At 66.9% G+C, this 17,089-nt stretch carries 16 protein-coding genes; 9 read left to right on the forward strand and 7 right to left on the reverse strand.

What is annotated here, in order from left to right:
- The first annotated feature begins 63 nt into the window (after positions 1-63).
- From AXW83_RS08825 to AXW83_RS08855, 7 genes are all read left to right on the forward strand, one after another.
- Entirely contained in the window at positions 64-1,701 is a 1,638-nt protein-coding gene (locus AXW83_RS08825; RefSeq protein ID WP_066620151.1) for an ABC transporter substrate-binding protein, read from the forward strand.
- Entirely contained in the window at positions 1,698-2,714 is a 1,017-nt protein-coding gene (locus AXW83_RS08830; RefSeq protein WP_066612414.1) for an ABC transporter ATP-binding protein, read from the forward strand. Before AXW83_RS08825 ends, AXW83_RS08830 begins: the two co-directional genes overlap by 4 nt.
- Entirely contained in the window at positions 2,711-3,706 is a 996-nt protein-coding gene (locus tag AXW83_RS08835) for an ABC transporter ATP-binding protein (protein ID WP_066612415.1), read from the forward strand. Before AXW83_RS08830 ends, AXW83_RS08835 begins: the two co-directional genes overlap by 4 nt.
- Positions 3,706-4,641, forward strand: coding sequence for an ABC transporter permease (locus AXW83_RS08840; RefSeq protein ID WP_066612416.1), 936 nt, complete (start codon positions 3,706-3,708; stop codon positions 4,639-4,641). Before AXW83_RS08835 ends, AXW83_RS08840 begins: the two co-directional genes overlap by 1 nt.
- 174 nt (positions 4,642-4,815) lie before the next feature.
- Entirely contained in the window at positions 4,816-5,688 is an 873-nt protein-coding gene (locus AXW83_RS08845; RefSeq protein ID WP_066620158.1) for an ABC transporter permease, read from the forward strand.
- A gap of 12 nt (positions 5,689-5,700) precedes the next feature.
- Positions 5,701-6,624 carry a sugar phosphate isomerase/epimerase family protein gene (locus AXW83_RS08850; RefSeq protein ID WP_066612418.1) on the forward strand — a complete coding sequence of 308 codons (924 nt, stop codon included), beginning with the start codon at positions 5,701-5,703 and terminating at the stop codon, positions 6,622-6,624.
- On the forward strand, positions 6,621-8,096 hold the full coding sequence (locus AXW83_RS08855) for an alkaline phosphatase family protein (protein WP_066612419.1): 1,476 nt from the start codon (positions 6,621-6,623) through the stop codon (positions 8,094-8,096). The genes AXW83_RS08850 and AXW83_RS08855 overlap by 4 nt, the downstream gene beginning before the upstream one ends.
- A gap of 147 nt (positions 8,097-8,243) precedes the next feature.
- Here AXW83_RS08855 and AXW83_RS08860 read toward each other — a convergent pair whose 3' ends face one another.
- From AXW83_RS08860 to AXW83_RS08880, 5 genes are all read right to left on the reverse strand, one after another.
- Positions 8,244-9,221: a Bug family tripartite tricarboxylate transporter substrate binding protein gene (locus AXW83_RS08860; RefSeq protein ID WP_066612420.1), complete on the reverse strand. Its 978-nt coding sequence runs from the start codon at positions 9,219-9,221 to the stop codon at positions 8,244-8,246.
- Positions 9,222-9,328: 107 nt separating this feature from the next.
- Positions 9,329-10,177, reverse strand: a complete 849-nt coding sequence (locus tag AXW83_RS08865; protein WP_066612421.1) for a fumarylacetoacetate hydrolase family protein — start codon at positions 10,175-10,177, stop codon at positions 9,329-9,331.
- 13 nt (positions 10,178-10,190) lie between these two features.
- A complete protein-coding gene (locus tag AXW83_RS08870; RefSeq protein ID WP_066612426.1) occupies positions 10,191-11,828 on the reverse strand; it encodes a bifunctional 3-(3-hydroxy-phenyl)propionate/3-hydroxycinnamic acid hydroxylase in 1,638 nt (545 codons plus the stop codon).
- Positions 11,825-12,763 (reverse strand): VOC family protein, encoded by a 939-nt coding sequence (locus AXW83_RS08875; RefSeq protein ID WP_066612428.1) that lies wholly within the window; start codon positions 12,761-12,763, stop codon positions 11,825-11,827. The genes AXW83_RS08870 and AXW83_RS08875 overlap by 4 nt, the downstream gene beginning before the upstream one ends.
- Positions 12,760-13,812 carry an amidohydrolase family protein gene (locus AXW83_RS08880; RefSeq protein ID WP_210179657.1) on the reverse strand — a complete coding sequence of 351 codons (1,053 nt, stop codon included), beginning with the start codon at positions 13,810-13,812 and terminating at the stop codon, positions 12,760-12,762. The genes AXW83_RS08875 and AXW83_RS08880 overlap by 4 nt, the downstream gene beginning before the upstream one ends.
- Before the next feature lie 182 nt (positions 13,813-13,994).
- On the opposite strand from AXW83_RS08880, the gene AXW83_RS08885 reads away from it, so the two are divergent.
- A complete protein-coding gene (locus tag AXW83_RS08885; RefSeq protein ID WP_066612430.1) occupies positions 13,995-14,663 on the forward strand; it encodes a GntR family transcriptional regulator in 669 nt (222 codons plus the stop codon).
- Positions 14,664-14,697: 34 nt separating this feature from the next.
- On the opposite strand, the gene AXW83_RS08890 is transcribed toward AXW83_RS08885, so the two are convergent.
- Positions 14,698-15,339: an NrsF family protein gene (locus AXW83_RS08890; protein WP_066612431.1), complete on the reverse strand. Its 642-nt coding sequence runs from the start codon at positions 15,337-15,339 to the stop codon at positions 14,698-14,700.
- Positions 15,340-15,420: 81 nt separating this feature from the next.
- Complete coding sequence (locus AXW83_RS08895; RefSeq protein ID WP_066612433.1) at positions 15,421-15,996, reverse strand: sigma-70 family RNA polymerase sigma factor; 576 nt, start codon at positions 15,994-15,996, stop codon at positions 15,421-15,423.
- Between the two features lie 196 nt (positions 15,997-16,192).
- Between AXW83_RS08895 and AXW83_RS08900 the strand changes: the two genes are divergently transcribed.
- Positions 16,193-17,050 carry a CE1 family esterase gene (locus AXW83_RS08900; RefSeq protein ID WP_066612434.1) on the forward strand — a complete coding sequence of 286 codons (858 nt, stop codon included), beginning with the start codon at positions 16,193-16,195 and terminating at the stop codon, positions 17,048-17,050.
- Positions 17,051-17,089 lie beyond the last annotated feature (39 nt).

The raw sequence follows: 17,089 nt of genomic DNA on the forward strand, positions 1-17,089 counted from the left end.
CATCGACGGCGCGGCCCCATGGGTCGCGCCGTTTCCTTTTCCGAGCCCTTCGACGAGGTCGCCATGACCGATTTCACCCGCCGCCATGCTCTCGGCCTTGCAGCCGGCTCGACCGGTCTGCTGGTGCTGCCGCGCTTCGCCATCGGGCAGGCCGACAACCGTCCCTCGATCACCATCGCGGTGCAGAAGATCGCGAATTCCAACACGCTCGAACCGCTGCGCGAACAGTCCAATGTCGGCACGCGCACCTTCTATTCCTATGCCGAAACGCTGATCGACACCGATTGGGCCGGCGATCTCTCGCTCAGGCCCGGCCTCGCCAGCGGCTGGCGGCGGATCGACGACCGCACCGTCGAATTGACGCTGCGCGAGGGCGTCCGCTTCCACAACGGCGAGACGATGACGGCCGAGGACGTCGCCTTCTCCTTCGGCGAAGAGCGGATGTGGGGTGGGGCCGCGCAGGCAGGCTCCGCCGGGCTCTTCGGTTCGGTCACGGGCGGGGCCGCGGGCAAGCAGCCGCCGGCGGAAGTCGTGGCGATCGCGAAGCGGACATATCCCGCCTTCGAGCGCATCGAGATCGTCAATGCGCGCACCGTGCGCTTCGTCAACAAGACGCCCGATGTGACGCTGGAAGGCCGCATCTCCCGCAATGTCGGCATCATCGTCTCGCGCAAAGCCTTCTCCGAGGCCGCCTCCTGGCTCGATTGGGCGCGCAAGCCGATCGGCACCGGGCCCTACAGGATCGGCGAGTTCAAGCCGGACCAGTCGCTGACCCTGCTCGCCCATGACGACTATTGGGGCGGTCGCCCTCCCCTCAAGAGCATCCGCTTCGTCGAGGTGCCCGAGACGTCCTCCCGCATCAACGGCCTGCGCTCCGGCGAATACGACTTTGCCTGCGATATCCCGCCCGACCAGATCGGCGAGATCGAGCGCGATCCGCGCCATGAGGTTCTCGGCGGGCTGATCGCTAATCACCGCCTGACCGTCTTCGACAAGACGCATCCGCAGCTGGAGAACCCGCTGATTCGGCGGGCGATGACCCATGCGATCGATCGCCAGACCATCGTCGACGCGCTCTGGGGCGGACGCACGCGCGTGCCCAAGGGGCTGCAATGGGAATTCTACGGCGACATGTTCATCGCCGATTGGGCCGTGCCAGCCTATGACCAGAAGCTCGCCCGCGAACTGGTCAAGCAGTCCGGCTACAAGGGTGACCCGATCCCCTATCGCCTGCTGAACAACTACTACACCGGCCAGGTCGCGACCGCGCAGGTGCTGGTCGAGAGCTGGCGCGAGATCGGCATCAACGTTGCCATCGAGACCAAGGAGAATTTTCCGCAGGTTCTGGCCAAGGGGCCGACGCGGGCGGTGCGCGACTGGTCAAACAGCGCCTCCTTCAACGATCCCGTCTCCTCGATCACGGCCCAGCACGGCCCGACGGGCCAGCAATGGCAGATCGGCGAATGGCGCAATGAGGAGATGGGCAAGCTGTCGGAGGTGCTCGAAACCTCGACCGACCCCGCGCAGCGGCGGACTGCCTTCCGCCGCATACTGGAGATCTGCGAGCGCGAGGACCCCGCCTATACGGTGCTGCACCAGACCGCGAATTTCACCGCCAAGCGCAAGGCGATCCAGTGGAAAGCGGCGCAGTCCTTCGTGATGGATTTCCGGGCGAGCAACTGGGGTGGAATTCGCTCATGAGCGCGCTTGCGCAGCAGGCGGGCCCGAGCCCGCTCGTCGCAATCCGCGACCTCGCGGTCTCCTTCGACGGCGTCAAGGTACTCCACGGCATCGACCTCACCGTGAACCGCGGCGAGGCTGTCGGGCTCGTCGGCGAGTCCGGTTGCGGCAAATCGGTGACCTGGCTTGCCGCGCTGAGCCTGCTGCCAAAAAAGGCGAAAATTACCGGCAGCGTCACGCTGGAGGGCCGTGAACTGATCGGCGCGACGCCCGCGACGCTCGACAGCGTGCGCGGCGGGCGCATCGCTATGATCTTCCAGGATCCGGCCAGCGCGCTGAACCCGGTGGTCAAGCTCGGCAAGCAGGTCGGCGAGGCGCTGGCGCTGCATGGCGGGCTTTCGGGCAGCGCCATCAGGGCCGAAACGAAGCGGCTCTTCGACCTCGTCGGCATTCCCGATGCCGTCCGCCGGCTCGATGCCTTTCCCCATGAGTTGTCGGGTGGGCAGAACCAGCGCGTGATGATCGCGATGGCGCTCGCCGGCAAGCCCGACATCCTGATCGCGGACGAACCGACCACCGCGCTCGACGCGACGATCCAGGCACAGATTCTCGAACTGCTGACCAGGATCAGGCGCGAGACCGATATGGCGCTGGTGCTGATCAGCCATGATCTCGGCGTCATCTCCGAGACCTGCGACCGCGTCTGCGTGATGTATGCCGGGCGCATCATCGAGACCGCAGCCTCGGAGCCGCTGTTCGCGCAGCCGCTGCATCCCTATACGCAAGGCCTGCTGGCAGCACTGCCGCCGCTGGAGGGCGTGCGCCGCCGGCTCCAGCCGGTCGAGGGCAATGTCCCCGAACCCTGGAACCTGCCGCCCGGCTGTTCCTTCGCGCCGCGCTGCCCGCGCCGGATCGATGCCTGCGACATGCGCCTGCCGCCGCTCGACCTCAAGGCGCCCGATCGCCGTGCCGCCTGCATCATGACGCCGCCCCTCGGCCAGCCCCAGCGTCAGCCGGAGCCGGTCTTCGCATGAGCACCTTTCCTCTGCTGCAGGCGCGCGGCGTCGCGCGACGCTATCCCATGCGACAAGGCCTGTTCGGCCGATCCGTCGATGTCCGTGCCGTCGATGGCGTCTCGCTGACGGTAGAGCGCGGCAGGACGCTCGGCCTCGTCGGCGAGTCCGGTTCGGGCAAATCGACCACGGGCCGGCTCGCACTCGGACTGGAGCCGCCCGACGACGGCGATGTGCTGTTCAACGGGGCACCGATTCCGACCGCCGGCACGCCTGCCTGGCGAAAGATGCGCGCGCACATGCAGATGATCTATCAGGACCCGCTGGGCGCGCTCGACCGGCGTCTCTCTATCCTGGAACAGGTGCGCGAACCCTATGACGTGCACGGAATCGGCGACACCAAGCAGCGCGACGACATGGCGCTCGCTCTGCTCCAGTCGGTCGGCTTGCGCGCCGATCAGGGCCGGCGCTATCCGCATGAATTGTCGGGTGGCCAGCGCCAGCGCGCCGTAATCGCCCGCGCTCTCGCCACCAAGCCTGACCTGCTGGTCTGCGACGAGCCGGTCTCGGCGCTCGACGTCTCGATCCAGGCGCAGGTGGTCAACCTGCTCGTCGATATCCAGCAGGATCTCGGCCTGGGCATGTTGTTCATCAGCCATGATCTCAAGGTGATCCGGCAGGTCAGCCATCGGGTTGCGGTGATGTATCTCGGCCGCATCGTCGAAGAGGGCGATGCCGACCTGCTGCTCGCCAGTCCGGCGCATCCCTATACCGAGGCGCTGGTCTCGGCCTCGCCCGTGCCGGGCCGCCGGGCCCGCCCGCGCATCGTGCTGCAGGGCGACCCGCCCAACCCGGCGGCGCGCCCCTCGGGCTGCGCCTTCCATCCGCGCTGCCATGCCGTCCGTGAGCGCTGCAAGGTCGAAAGCCCTGCTTTGCTGCCCCTGCCGGACGGGCGCCTGGCCGCTTGTCATGTCGCGCATGACCAGGCCAATTTCCAGAAGGCTGCAAGCTGATGCTGCGCTTCTTCTTCATCAGATTGTGCCGTGCGGCGCTGACCGTGGCGCTCGTCGTCACCTTCGCCTTCATCGTGCTGCGGATGTCGGGCGACCCGGCGCTGATCATCATGAGCGTCGATGCACCGCCCGAAGCGATCGCCGCCTTCCGCAAGGCCTGGGGTCTCGATGATCCGATCTGGCTGCAATATCTGCGCTATTTCTCGGCGATCGGCCAAGGCGAGCTCGGCCTGTCGATGCGCGACGGGCGCCCGGCGATGCAGCTCGTGCTCGAACGCATCCCTGCGACGCTCGCACTGACGCTGCCGGCGCTGGCGCTCAAGCTCGGCATCGGCATTCCCGCCGGAATCTACGCCGCGCTCCATCGCGACAGCCTGATGGACCGCGTCGTGATGGTCACCGCCGTCGCCGGCTTCACCGTCCCCAGCTTCGTGCTTGGGCTCGTCCTGGTGCTTGTCTTCTCGGTCCAGCTCGGCTGGCTGCCTTCGGGCGGACAGGAAAGCTGGCGCCATGCCATCCTTCCCGTCCTGACGCTCGGCATCGGCGGGGCGGCCGTGCTGGCGCGCTTCACCCGCAGCGCCATGCTGGAGGTACTCGGGCAGTCCTATATCCGGACCGCCAGCGCCAAGGGCGTGCCCTGGCCCCGTGTCGTGCGCGGTCACGCGCTGCCCAACGCAGCGGTGCCGACCGTGACGGTCGTCGGCTTCATGGTCGGCAGCCTGATCGCCGGCGCGGTCGTGGTCGAAAGCGTGTTCTCCTGGCCCGGCGTCGGCAGGCTGCTGGTCGTGGCGGTCTCGAATCGCGACCTTGCCGTCGTGCAATGCATCCTGCTGCTGGTCGCGATGACCATGGTCAGCGCCAACCTGATCGTCGATCTGCTCTATGGCGTGCTCGATCCGCGCCTGCGCAGCGGCGCCAAGGCCGGAGCCCATTGATGACACTCTTTCTCGCATCCCCAGCCGTCATTCCGGGCGCAGCGAAGCGGAGACCCGGAATCCATTCCGGAACCTTTCCGGCGATGTTCCGGAATGGATCCCGGATCGGCGCGGCTTTGCCGCTTGTCCGGGATGACGCCGCACTTTTGGATTTCGGCAGCGGCAGGCGTTCTCATGGCTGACATCGTCACATCGGTCGGCCTGCCAGCTGCATCCAGCGACCGCCCCACGCCCAAAAATAGCATTCCGCTGCTGGTCTGGTTCGGCCTGATCTGGATCGCCTTCATCATCATCGTCGCGCTCGCCGCCGACTGGATTACGCCCTACCGTTTCACCGCCTATGACCTGAAGAACCGGCTGGCCCTCCCCTTCCACCCGCTTCACTGGCTCGGCACCGACGAACTCGGTCGCGACGTGCTGTCGCGGCTGATCGTCTCGGTGCGGATCTCGCTGCTCGTGGCGTTCGGTGCGACGATCATCTCGGCCGTGCTCGGTACGACTCTGGGCTTCCTCGCCGCGCATTTCCGCGGCCTGGTCGAGCAGCTCGTGCTGATGCTGGCGGACTTCCAGGCGGCGATGCCGTTTCTGATCCTGGCGCTGTCGGTGCTGGCCTTCTTCGGCAATGCCCTGCCGCTCTTCATCGGGCTGATGGGCCTCTATGGCTGGGAGCGCTATGCCCGCATCGCGCGGGGGCTGGCGATCTCGGCGGGCGCCCAGGGCTATGCTGGCGCTGTCCGCCAGATCGGCGCGACGCCGGGCCGCGTCTATCTGCGCCACATCCTGCCCAACATCGCCTCGACGCTGATCGTCTCGATGACGCTGACCTTTCCAGAGGTCATCCTGCTTGAAAGCGGCCTGTCCTTCCTGGGCCTCGGCGTGCAGCCGCCGATGACCTCGCTCGGCAACATGGTCGGCTATGGTCGCGAATATCTCACCCGCGCGCCCTGGATCATGCTGGCGCCGGCCTGCACCATCGTTCTGACCACGCTCGCGGTCAGCCTCGTCGGCGACTGGCTGCGCGACAAGCTCGACCCGACCCTGCGCTGATAGGAGCCTCTCATGCATTCCAACGGCGTTCGCGGCTACGGCATCTCCGCCCCCCATCCGAAAAGCGATCTCTCGGATCTGCCCGCGATCCTCGACAGGGTCGAGGCACTCGGCGTCGAGACCATCGAACTGCCGACCTTCGCCATGGACCTGATCGTCGGCGGCCGCATCCAGCGCGGGCATCTCGCTCTGCTCAAGCAGGCCTGCGCCGGGCGGAAGCTGGCCTATACCGTGCACGGCCCGCTCGCGATCAACTTCTTCGACGATCCCGCCCGGCTGCCGCGCCATTTCGAAGTGATGAAAGCCTCGCTCGAGATCGCAGCCGAGGTCGGCGCGATCCATTACGTCGTCCATTCCGGCATCATGCCGACAAGGCCGGCCGAGGTGATCGAGGCCGCCTATGGCCGCCAGCGGGAATGGCTCGCCAGGATCGGCGATGTCGCCAAAACGTCGAACCTGCTGGTGTGCGTCGAGACGATGTTCGGCGGGCACCGGGGCGACATGCACGCCTCGACGCCGTCGCGGCTGGCGCAGGAGCTTTCGGCGATCGACCACCCCAACCTCTGGGCGACGCTCGATTTCAGCCATTCCTTCCTGCGGCTCGGCTATTTCGGCGGCGACTACCTTGCCGAGATCGCGGCGCTCGCACCGTTCTCCAAGCACCTGCACATCCACGATTCCTTCGGCCGCGCCGACGCGATCGAGACCTGGAACCCCAGCGAAAAGCTCGCCTTCGGCCATGGCGATCTGCATCTGCCGGTCGGTTGGGGCGAGATTCCCTGGCAGGCCCTGATGGAGACCTGCACCTTCCCCGACGGCGTCGTCTTCAACATCGAGCTCAGCCCCCGCTACTGGTACGCGGTCGAAGACTGCGTCGCCGCCACGAAGAAGCTGGCGATGACCGCGCTCACCAATGCCTTGAAAGCCAGCGCATGACGGTGCCCAGCCCGACCGCCGACAAGGTCGTCATCTGTGTCTTCGACGGATTGCGGCCTGACTTCGTCACGCCCGAGCTGACCCCGAACCTTCACCGCTTCGCCGGTCAAGGGACCTGGTTTCGCGAGGCCCGCAGCGTCTTCCCGTCGATGACCCGCGTCGCCACCACCTCGATCGCGACCGGCGCGCCGCCGAATGTGCACGGCGTCGTCGGCAACGCCTTCCTGTTTCCGCAGGTCACGAACGAGCATGTGCTCGACATGAGCCGGGCCGACGATGTCGCTTTGGCCGAACACATGACCCGTGGCCGGCTCGTCGAGGTCGAGACCTTTGGCGACGTGCTGGCGAAAGCCGGCAAGCGGCTGGCCGTGGTGCATACCGGCTCGGCCGGCTCGGCCTATCTGATCAATCCGCGCGCCAAAGCGAACGGCCACTGGACCTTCTCGATCCTGGGCCGCGACCACACCCAGACACCCGAGGCGGTCGATGAGGTCGTGGCCCGCTTCGGGCCGCTGCCGCCGCGCGGCCTGCCGCGTTTCGAGGAGATCGCCTACGCCGAGCAGGTCTTCCGCGAGCATGTTCTGGCGCAGATGGCGCCTGAGGTCGCACTGATCTGGTTCAACGAACCCGACACCTCCTTCCATTACCGCTTCCTGGGCTCGCCGGAGACGCTGAGCGTGCTCAAGGCTGTCGATGCCGCTTTCGGACGCATCCTGGACTGGATCGACGCGCAGCCCGATGCCGAGCGTTACACCGTGATCGCCGCCTCCGATCATGGTCAGATCACGATGGGCCAGGCGCTGCCGCTCTGCGATCTCCTCAACGAGCAGGGCCATGCCGGGCGCCGGGCGGCCGAACGCACGCTCGCCGGCGCCAACTTCGCCATGACCGGCGGCAATATGGGCGAAATCCGCATCCTGGAAGGCGGGCCCGCCCGCCGCGACGCCATCGCACAGTGGTTGCAGGAGCAGGACTTTCTGGGGCTCCTGTTCTCCGCGGGCCGAAACGACGTCGAGGGCGTGGTGCCGGGCAGCTTTGCGCTGTCGCTGGTCGATCTCGATCACGCTCGCGCGCCCGATCTCGTCTATGTCCTGCGCTCGGACGAGAGCAGCGACCCTTATGGCAATCCGGGTCTCGGCAGCATGACGAAAGGCGATGTACCGGTCGGCGGCGGAATGCATGGAGGGCTCAACAAGCACGAGTTGAACACAGTGCTGCTGGCCCGAGGAGGGCCGTTCCTCCCAGAGCTGGATGAGCGGGCGTGCGGCATCGTCGACATCGCGCCGACGGTCCTGTCTCTCCTTGGCTTGCCTCCAGCGCCGACGATGACCGGTGCCAGCCTGGCCCAAAAGAGCGAAGATCAAGATCGGCTGCGCGACTGGGAGACGGGATCGCGCAGTTTCAAGCAACGCCTGAAACGGGTGGACCGGAGTGCTGGCAGCCCCATCCTGACCAATGGTTTTCGGAGCTAGAGCTCTCCGTCGTCGGCATAGCTCGAGCTTCGGACCGGCCATCGCCGTTCAGCGCCATCGCGGTCGTGCCGGCCTATCAAAGTTTCTCAGCAGGCGTGAGGGCTTATCGGCAGGGACTGGGTAGCCGACCGTCTGAGGTGTGAGCCCTCACTGCGGCTCGATGCCGAACTCTTTGATCAGCCCTCCCATGGTGTCGATCTCCTTCTTCAGGAAGCCTGCTGCGCCCGTCGGTGTGGCGAGAGGGCCGACATCGACATCGAAACCCAGCGTCGGCGCCCGCTCTCGCAGGTCGGGCTGCTGTAGGATCTCGGCGATCTTCTGGCTCATGGTCTGGATGATGTCTGGCGGCGTACCCGTCGGCGCCATCACCATGAACCAGCCGCCGATATCGGCGCTCGCGAGCGTCTCGGCGATTGCCGGCACGCCGGGGATCGACGCCAGGCGCTTGGTGCCGGCGACTGCGATGGGGCGAAGCTGGCCGCCTTTGATGAAGGGTTCGGCGACGGAAGCCGACTGGATCGTCGCCTGCACGCGGCCCGCAATCGTGTCCTGGATCGAATTCGCAGCCGACGCATAGGGCACGAGCACCATCTTGATGCCGGCGCGCTTGTTGATCGTCTGACCGATCAGGCCGGAGATGTTGCGCTCGCTGTCTACTGCGAGGCTGATCTCGCCCGGCTTGGCTTTCTCCTGGGCGATGAGATCCGCCAGCGATTTGATCGGCAATTCGGGGTTGACCAGAAGCACATGGTGGCTGCGCGCTGCCAGCGCCACCGGCGCCAGATCCGTCAGCGGATCATAGGGCAGCTTCTTGAAGGTATGCGGGTTGGTCGAAAGCGATGCCGAGGTGGCAAACAGGAAGGTGTAGCCGTCCGGCGTCGCGCGGGCCACGGCCTGCGTCCCGACGATGTTGGCCGCGCCCGTGCGGTTCTCGACATAGACCTGCTGACCGAGGCTGCGCGAGAGCTTGTCGGCAATGACCCGCGCCAGAATGTCGGGGCTGTTGCCCGCCGCCTGAGGCACAACGAGTGCGACCGGGCGCTGCGGCCAGGACTGCGCTTGCGCGCCCGTCGCGGCTACGAGCGCGACCACGGCCGACAGGGCTAGATAGGGGAGCTTGAACATCGTTTCCTCCGGGCTCGTTTTCGTTGAGGGTGGAAATCGTCCATGCGTGCTTCGTGAGCCTCGAGGCCACGTCATGGACGAAGGAAGACAGAGCGAGCGCCGACCTCTCAGGCTTCGTCGACGACGCCGTTGCGCAGCGTGCCCAGCCGGTCGATCTCGACCTCGACCACGTCGCCGGGCTTCAGCCACAGCGGGGGCGTGCGCTTGGCGCCGACGCCGCCGGGCGTGCCGGTGGCGATGACGTCGCCGGGCTCCAGCCGCGTGAAGGAGGAGCAGTATTCGACGATGCGCGGGATATCGAAGATCATCTGCGCGAAAGTCGCGTCCTGCACGACCTGACCGTTGACGCGCGTCTGAAGCCGCAGCTCAGCCAGTTCGCCAAGTTCGTCGGGCGTCATCATCCAGGGGCCGAAGGCCCCCGTGCCGGGAAAGTTCTTGCCTGGCGTGAACTGGTGCGTATGGCGCTGGAAGTCGCGGATGCTGCCGTCATTGTAGCAGGCGTAGCCGGCGACATGGGCGAAGGCGTCAGCGCGCGCGATATAGCGGCCGGGCTTTCCGATGACGATTGCGAGCTCGCCCTCGAAATCGAGTTCATGCGAGACGCGGGGCCGGACGAGATCGGCGCCATGGGCGATCTGCGAGTTCGCGAAGCGGCCGAAGATGGTCGGGTTCTCGACCTCGGCGCGGCCCGTCTCCTTGCGATGCATCTCGTAGTTCAGCCCGACGCAGAGAATCTTGTCAGAGTTGGGCAGCACCGGCAGCCAGCCGATGGCCGAGAGCGGATAGCGCGGCGCACCCGCCGCGACGCCTGCCGCCTCGGCCAGCGCGTCGGCTGCGATGGCGCTCTTGAGATCAGGATAGCGGTCGCCGAGGACGGCACCGAGATCGACCGCCTCATCGCCGTCGATCAGGCCCCATGTCGGAGCGCCCTGCAGGTGAAACGTCGCGAAACGCATTGAAACGGTCCTCTCAGGAAAGGGCTGGAGCGATCTGCGGCCGGGATGCGGCCGGAAGGCAGGTGGCAAGACCGGACCCGAGCTCCTCGAGCAGCCCGGCCAGGTCGGTTTCGTCGATGGCGGTGCCGAAGACGTAGTGGTCCGGCCGGATGATCGCGGCTGCCCGGGAGCAGCCCTCGAACCAGGCTCGCAGCACGCCGTCGAGTTCCTCGACCGTGGCGTCGGCGCCCGATATGGCCCGCCCGCCCGGCCCCGACAGCACGATCAGGCGCAGACCGATCGCATGGGCCCGCGCGACGATGGCGGGCGACAGCCGTGCCGCCAGCGCTGCCTCGACGATCAGCCGATGGCCGGCCCCGGCGACCGCGTCGAGGCGGGCGCGCCCTTGCAGCGCCTTCACCCAGGGCTGCGGAAACAGCTTGCCCCGGCCCGGATCGTCCTGCGCCGTCAGCAGGCCGGTCGCGAGCGGCGGGACGATCTCCTGGCGCGTGATGGTGCGCGGCTGCCCGCCGCCTTCGGCGAGAATGCGGGCGTCGCGCTCGCGCGCAGCGACGGGATCGCGCTCGCAGATCACCTGCCCGATCGCCTTGATCCGGGCGGTCAATTCGCGCACATGGCGGCTGCGCTCGATCTCATAGCTGTCGAGAAGCGCCTCACCGGAGCTGCCCTCAAGGACGCGGGCGAGCTTCCAGACCAGATTGGCGACGTCGCGGACGCCCTGGCACATGCCCTGCCCGATGAAGGGCGGCTGCTGATGCGCTGCATCGCCCGCGATGAAGACGCGCCCCACGCGCCAGCGTTCGGCCACGAGAGCGTGGAAGCGGTAGCTGGCCGCACGCCAGAGCGTCCCGTCCTCCGGCGTCAGCCAGCGCGCGAGCAGTTCCCAGACCCGCTCCGGCGTTTGTGCGGCGCGCGGGTCCTCGCCGTCGAGAAGCATGATCTCCCAGCGCCGATGGTTGCCAGGTCCGATGATGAAGCTGGTCGGACGGCTCGGATCGCAGAATTGCGCCGCCGTCTGCGGCAGCTTGCCCAACGCCGTGTCGTCAACCAGCAGGTCGACCACGAGCCAGGGCTCGTCGAAGACGAGATCGGCGAGCGCAATGCCCAGACGCTCGCGAATGCCGCTCGAGGCGCCGTCGCAGCCAATGACGTAGTCCGCCGTGACGATCCGCACGGTGCCGCCATCCCCCCGCAATGTCAGGGTCACCCCGTTGTCCGAGTGTGCGAGATCGACGAGTTCGGTGCCCAGCGCGACCTCGACGCTGTCATAAGCCTGCGCATGCGCCCGCAGCGCCGCCTCGACCGGCGGCTGGGTGAAGACCATGGTCGGGACATAGCTCAGCGGATAAGGTTCCGGCACCGTATCGATGCGCCGGATGAGCTGGCCTTCCGCGCCGAAATGCTCCGAGACGAGGAACGGCGCGACATGCGGCAGCACCTTTTCGGCGACGCCGAGATTGTCGAGCAGCCGCATGATCTCGTGGTCGATCGCAATGGCGCGCGGCTTGTCGTAGACCGCGCTCTGTTTGTCGATCGCCAGGCTGCGGATGCCATGATGTCCGAGCAGACTGGCCGCGACGGCACCGCTCGGACCGAAGCCGACGACGACAACTTGGAAGTGGTCTGGATCGACGACGTCTGGCCGGTTCACCTCGGCTCTCCCTTTTTGCCTGGGACTTCCTTGTCTGAGCCCGGCGCGCGGTAGACGATCGCCATCTGTGCAGCCTTGACGTGATCTGCTTTCGGCGGCGCGACGCCCCAATGGTCGGTTCGGCCCGGCGGCCAGACCCATTCGTCCGGACCACGGACGCGATAGGTATCGTCGACCTGCAGCACCTCGGCGGTGAACTCAATGACGAAGCCGACGGGATCGATGAAATAGGAGAAGACGTTGTCGCCCGGCCCGTGCCGACCCACGCCCCAGGCGATCGGATGGCCGGCATCGACGAGGCGGCCCGAGGCGCGCATCACCGATTCCCAGTCGGGCAACAGGAAGGCGATGTGGTTGAGGCCGTTCGCCTTGGCCTCCGCAAGCACCACGGCATGATGGTCGCTGTTGCAGCGCAGGAACGCCATCAGCTTCGAGCGGTCGGTCAGGGTGAAGCCGAGCCCGTTCTCATAAAATGCCGCCTGCGCATCGACATCGATGCTGTTGAGGTTGACATGGGCCAGCCGCGAAGGCCGGTCGCGAACTTCGGTTGCATCATCATGGGTCCGGTCCCCCTGAACGAAGCGATAGACCCCGCCCTGCGGCTCGGCGATCGTGACGACGATGCCGCCATCCGGCTCCGGGTTCGGGCCGGGCGGCGCCATCAGCATCGCGCCATGGACGACCGCCTGCTCGGCGAGTGCGGCGAGATCGGCCGACGCATCGACCCTGAAAGTCACCGACAGGATTTCGGGTTCGGCGCCGGCATGGAGCGCGAGGACGTGATGATCCGCGCCGGTCGCGCGCAGATAGACGACATCGCCCTGTCTGGCGGCGACCGTAAGCCCCCAGACCTGCGTATAGAAGCGCTCCGACAAGGCGAGGTCGGGCGTCGCGATGGCGACGCTGCGAAGACCGGAAACCGGAAAACGGGTCATGACGCCTGCTCCACGGCGCGGCCCAGGAAGACGGCAGCATTGTCGCGTAGCAGACGTTTCCGCGTCGCCTCGTCCGGGAACGCCGCCTCGATGCGCTCGACCGGCTGCCGCTCGTGAAAATTGAAGGGATAGTCCGTACCGATCATGATCTGCGTCTCGCCGAACAGGTTGGTAAGATGCCGCAGCGTCGGCTCGTCATAGACGAGCGCGTCGTAGAACAGCCGCCGTGCTTGCTCGGTCGGCGACGTCTCGATGCTCTCCTGCAGCGCGGGGAAAACCCGGCGGCCTTCCTCCAGTCGCGGCAGCAGCAGCCCGAGCGTTCCTCCGCCATGGCTGAACGCGATGCGCAGCCTCGGCCGGCGCAGCAGCAGGTTCGAGCAGATGACGGAGGCGGCGGCGAGCCCGACATCGCCGGGATAGGCTAGCGCCTGCTGGAGTTGGGCCGGGCCGACCAGCCGATCCTGCCCGCAGGGCCGCACGGCATGGACGAAGACGGCGGCCCCCAGCTCTTCCGCCGCCTCGAAGAAGGCGTCGAACTCCGGTGCGCCGATCGGCTTGCCGTTGATGTTGCTGCCGACCTGTACGCCGGCGAAACCGAGCTCGCGCATCAGGCGATGCAACTCGGCGAGCGCAAGGTCCATGTCCTGCAGCGGCACTGCGCCGAGCCCGACCAGCCGCCCGTCGGAGTCGGCGACCATTCCCGCGATCTGGTCGTTGATGTAGCGCAGCAGCTCGTCGGCGGGCGCAGCGTCCATCCAATAGGACATCAGCTCGGGCATGGCAGAGATCGCCTGCAGCGAAAGGGCCATGTCGCCCATGTCGGCCAAGCGCTTTGGTACGTCCCAGCAGCGGTCGGAGACCGTGCGATAGTTGCGCCCGTCGATCACGACATGCCGATGGCACGGCTGCGCGGCCTCGGTCGAAGGCCAACCCGTGGGGCGCGGCCCCTTGAGATAGGACGGGAAGGTCGCCGGGACGATATGGGCATGGATGTCGACGCCGCATCTGCAGCGCTCCGCCATCGTGCCGTCTGCGCCTGCCGACACCATCACCTGTCTCATCCCCCCGATTGCCGTTTTTACTTGCTCGCCTTATATTACAGAATAAGAGAAAGTGAAGCCATAATTTATAAATTATTGACCGGAGCCGGCGCGTGTACAGATCACCTTCCGCGATCGCGATCCTGGGCGCTTCGTCGGGGTCCGATCCAGCCGAGGCCGAACCCGTCCATATGACCCAGCCCGCCCCCTCGACCCGAACGCTCGATCTCTACGACAAACTCAGGGAGGATCTGCTCTCGGGGCGGCTGAAGCCGGGACAGAAGCTGCAGATGCGCTTCCTGATGGAGGCCTATCAGGCCGGACAGACGCCGCTGCGCGAGGCGCTGAACCGGTTGACCTCCGAAGGCTTGGTGGAGGTGCGCGAGCAGCGCGGGTTCCTGGTCTCCCCCGTCAGCCGGTCGGAGCTTCAGGAACTGACGATGACGCGCTGCTGGCTCGAGGCACTGGCCCTGCGCAAGTCGATGGAAGCCGCGACGCCTGCCTGGGAGGAGGCGCTGGTCGTCGCCCATCACCGCCTAGGCCGCACGCCCCGCTCGCTCAATCCCGACCAGTTCGAGGACAATCCGGAATGGGAGCGGCTGCACCGGACATTTCATCGCGTGCTGATCGGCCAGTGCGGCTCCACGCCGCTGATCGGCTTTTGCGAGCATCTCGCCGATCAGCTTTATCGCTACCGGCGCGTCTCGATCCGCCGGGCGTTCCCGACCCGCAAGGTCGCTGACGAACACCAGGCCATCGTGACGGCGGTGCTAGACCGAGAGGTCGATCGCGCCGTCGGGTTGCTGGAGCGCCACTATCAACAAACCGCGGATGTAATCCTCGAAGATCCGGCGTTTTGAAAGGAGCAGTGTGCCCCTGGATGCCCGTCGCAGGTCACCAGCGCAAGAAGCGAGGAAGGACGAGCGCGCCCAGGCTGGTGATGACGGCGATCGCAAGCGTGTACCAGGTCGCCAGGAACGGCGCCGTGTCGTCCGGGCAATGCAGGCTGTAGGCGACCGCCGCCAGCCCGGCCGAGGCGAGACCGGCGCATGCTCCGGTGAGGGTCCTGTCGGTGGGTGCACCGTGGCGGGCCAGCAACGACAGCACGACGAGAGGGAGCAGTGCGTATAGCGGCACTGCGACGAGGCAGGCGCGCCAATAGCGGCCGAAGATCAGCGTACTCCACTGCTCGCTGGGAGCCTGTACCAGGGTCAGCAGGGCCCAGCCCACGGCCAGCACCAGCGGAACCACGACCACCGGCAGATACTTGGCAGCCTTCAAGCCTGGACGCAGGCTCCTCTGAAACAGCACCAGCGCGATCGTCGCAACGCTGGCGCCGAGCAGCGCCTTGGCCAGAACAGGCCGCGTCATCCAGACCTTGGCCAAATCCGGCCGCGCGCCGAGTGTCAGCAGGACGAGTCCGATCGTCATCGCGAGCGCGATGAGCGCGGCGAGCCAGGTCGCGCGGCGCAGCCGGCCGGTATCCACCGGCTGGTGGCTCGCGGTCATGACGGAGATCAGGTCGTCGGTTTGCATGTCGATGGCGATGCGCTCTGCTTCAGAAGGGAGTTCGCGTCGAGCCGGCGAAAGGTTACGGGGCTGCCATATCGCATGGAATCATGCCGGTCCCGTGCCGCGCTTCGACAGGAATCGGGCCATCGCCTGCAGGCCGCGATGGATCGCGACTTTGGCGGCCGTCTCGGTCATGCCAGCCGCGTTAGCAGCCTCGGCGACGCTGCCGCCCTGAATCTTGACTTGGTCGATCAGCCTGCGTGTGCGCTCCGGCAAGGCTTGCAGCGCTCGCGTCAGATCGAGCCTGGCATCGGAGGCCGCGCCTTCAGGCGCCGCCGCAAGTTGATGGGTCTCGTCGTCGATGGGCAGGTTTCCGGCGTGCCGGCCGCTGCGGCGCAGATGATCGACGAGCTTGTAGCGGGCGATCGCATGCGCCCAGGCTGTCACCGGACTCGTCGGATCGTAGGTGTGGCGGGAAAGGTGCAGGGCCAGCAGCGTCTCCTGCAGCACATCCTCGGCCTCGCTCGCCTCGCTGCGTCCGGCGCGCGCCAGCATCTGCCTAATATAGCCCCGCAGGCGGGCGCTGATCGTGTCGAGGAAAAGCCGGTAGGCCGCGGCATCGCCACCAAGCGCAGCCAGGAAAACAGGTCGCAACTGCGTTTCGAGTTCGGCGAGCGACAAGGGCTTGGAGCGCTTTCCCGGAAGGCGGCGGAGGCCGCATATTCCGTCGCATGCCGATACGATGCTCACAACCCCGCGACCGGGCAGTGTGAATTGCCGGCCCTGCCGATAGGCTCGCAAACGCGGAGGCCGTTCGAGCGCCCGCGGCCGGAGATCGTTCGAGATGGCGGTGAGACGGCATTCTTCTCGATGGCCGATGACGGTCGCCATCGCGCTCGCGACGCTCGGCTCCGGCTGGGCACGGGAGCCGAAGCCGCACGATGCCTGCCCGGCGGAACGCGGCTGCCCGGTCGAGGGTGGGCATTATCGCATCATCCTGCCGCCGCTACCGAAAGCCGGCCAGCGAACCGGCGCGATCATGTATTTCCACGGCTACCAGGGTTCGGCCGAGGAGACCGTCGCGGACGAGGCGCTGGTTGCGGTGGTGCAGCGTCTCGGCGTCGGCCTGATCGCGCCTGACGGCATGGGTCGGACCTGGTCCTATCCCGGTTCGCCCGGACGCAACCGCGACGAGTTCGCCTATGTCGGCCATGTCCTCGACGATGTCTCCAAACGCTTTCCCGTCGATCCCGGCCGCATCATGGCGAGCGGTTTTTCGCAAGGCGGCTCGATGGTCTGGAATCTTGCGTGCCAAATCCCGGCGCGCTTCGCCGGTTTCGCGCCGATCGCGGGCGCTTTCTGGGAGCCGCTGCCGCAGGACTGCGCCGGCCCACGCCCGAACCTGAGCCATGTCCACGGCACGAGCGACGTGACCGTCCCGCTGGCGGGTCGCTCGCTACGCTCCGGCTACAAGCAGGGTGATGTGTTCAAGAGTTTCGCCATACTGGCGCCCGGCTGCACGGCGACATGGGCGGCCGAGGTCGAGGGGGCCAGACCACCGCAGACGCTGACTTGCCGGATTGCGCAGGATTGCGGCGGGCCGGCCAGGCTGGAGCTCTGCCTGCATGCGGGTGGACACATGGCCGATGCGGCCTGGATCGAGCGCGCCTGGACACTGACCATGAAGGACGACGCGCGCCCGGCAACCACGGGCGCGAAGCTCACGTTTCCGTGAGGGTGTAACCGACGCGCCTGATGGTGCGATCTCTCGCGC

This window comes from Bosea sp. PAMC 26642 (assembly GCF_001562255.1).
In the GTDB taxonomy this organism is placed as follows: domain Bacteria; phylum Pseudomonadota; class Alphaproteobacteria; order Rhizobiales; family Beijerinckiaceae; genus Allobosea.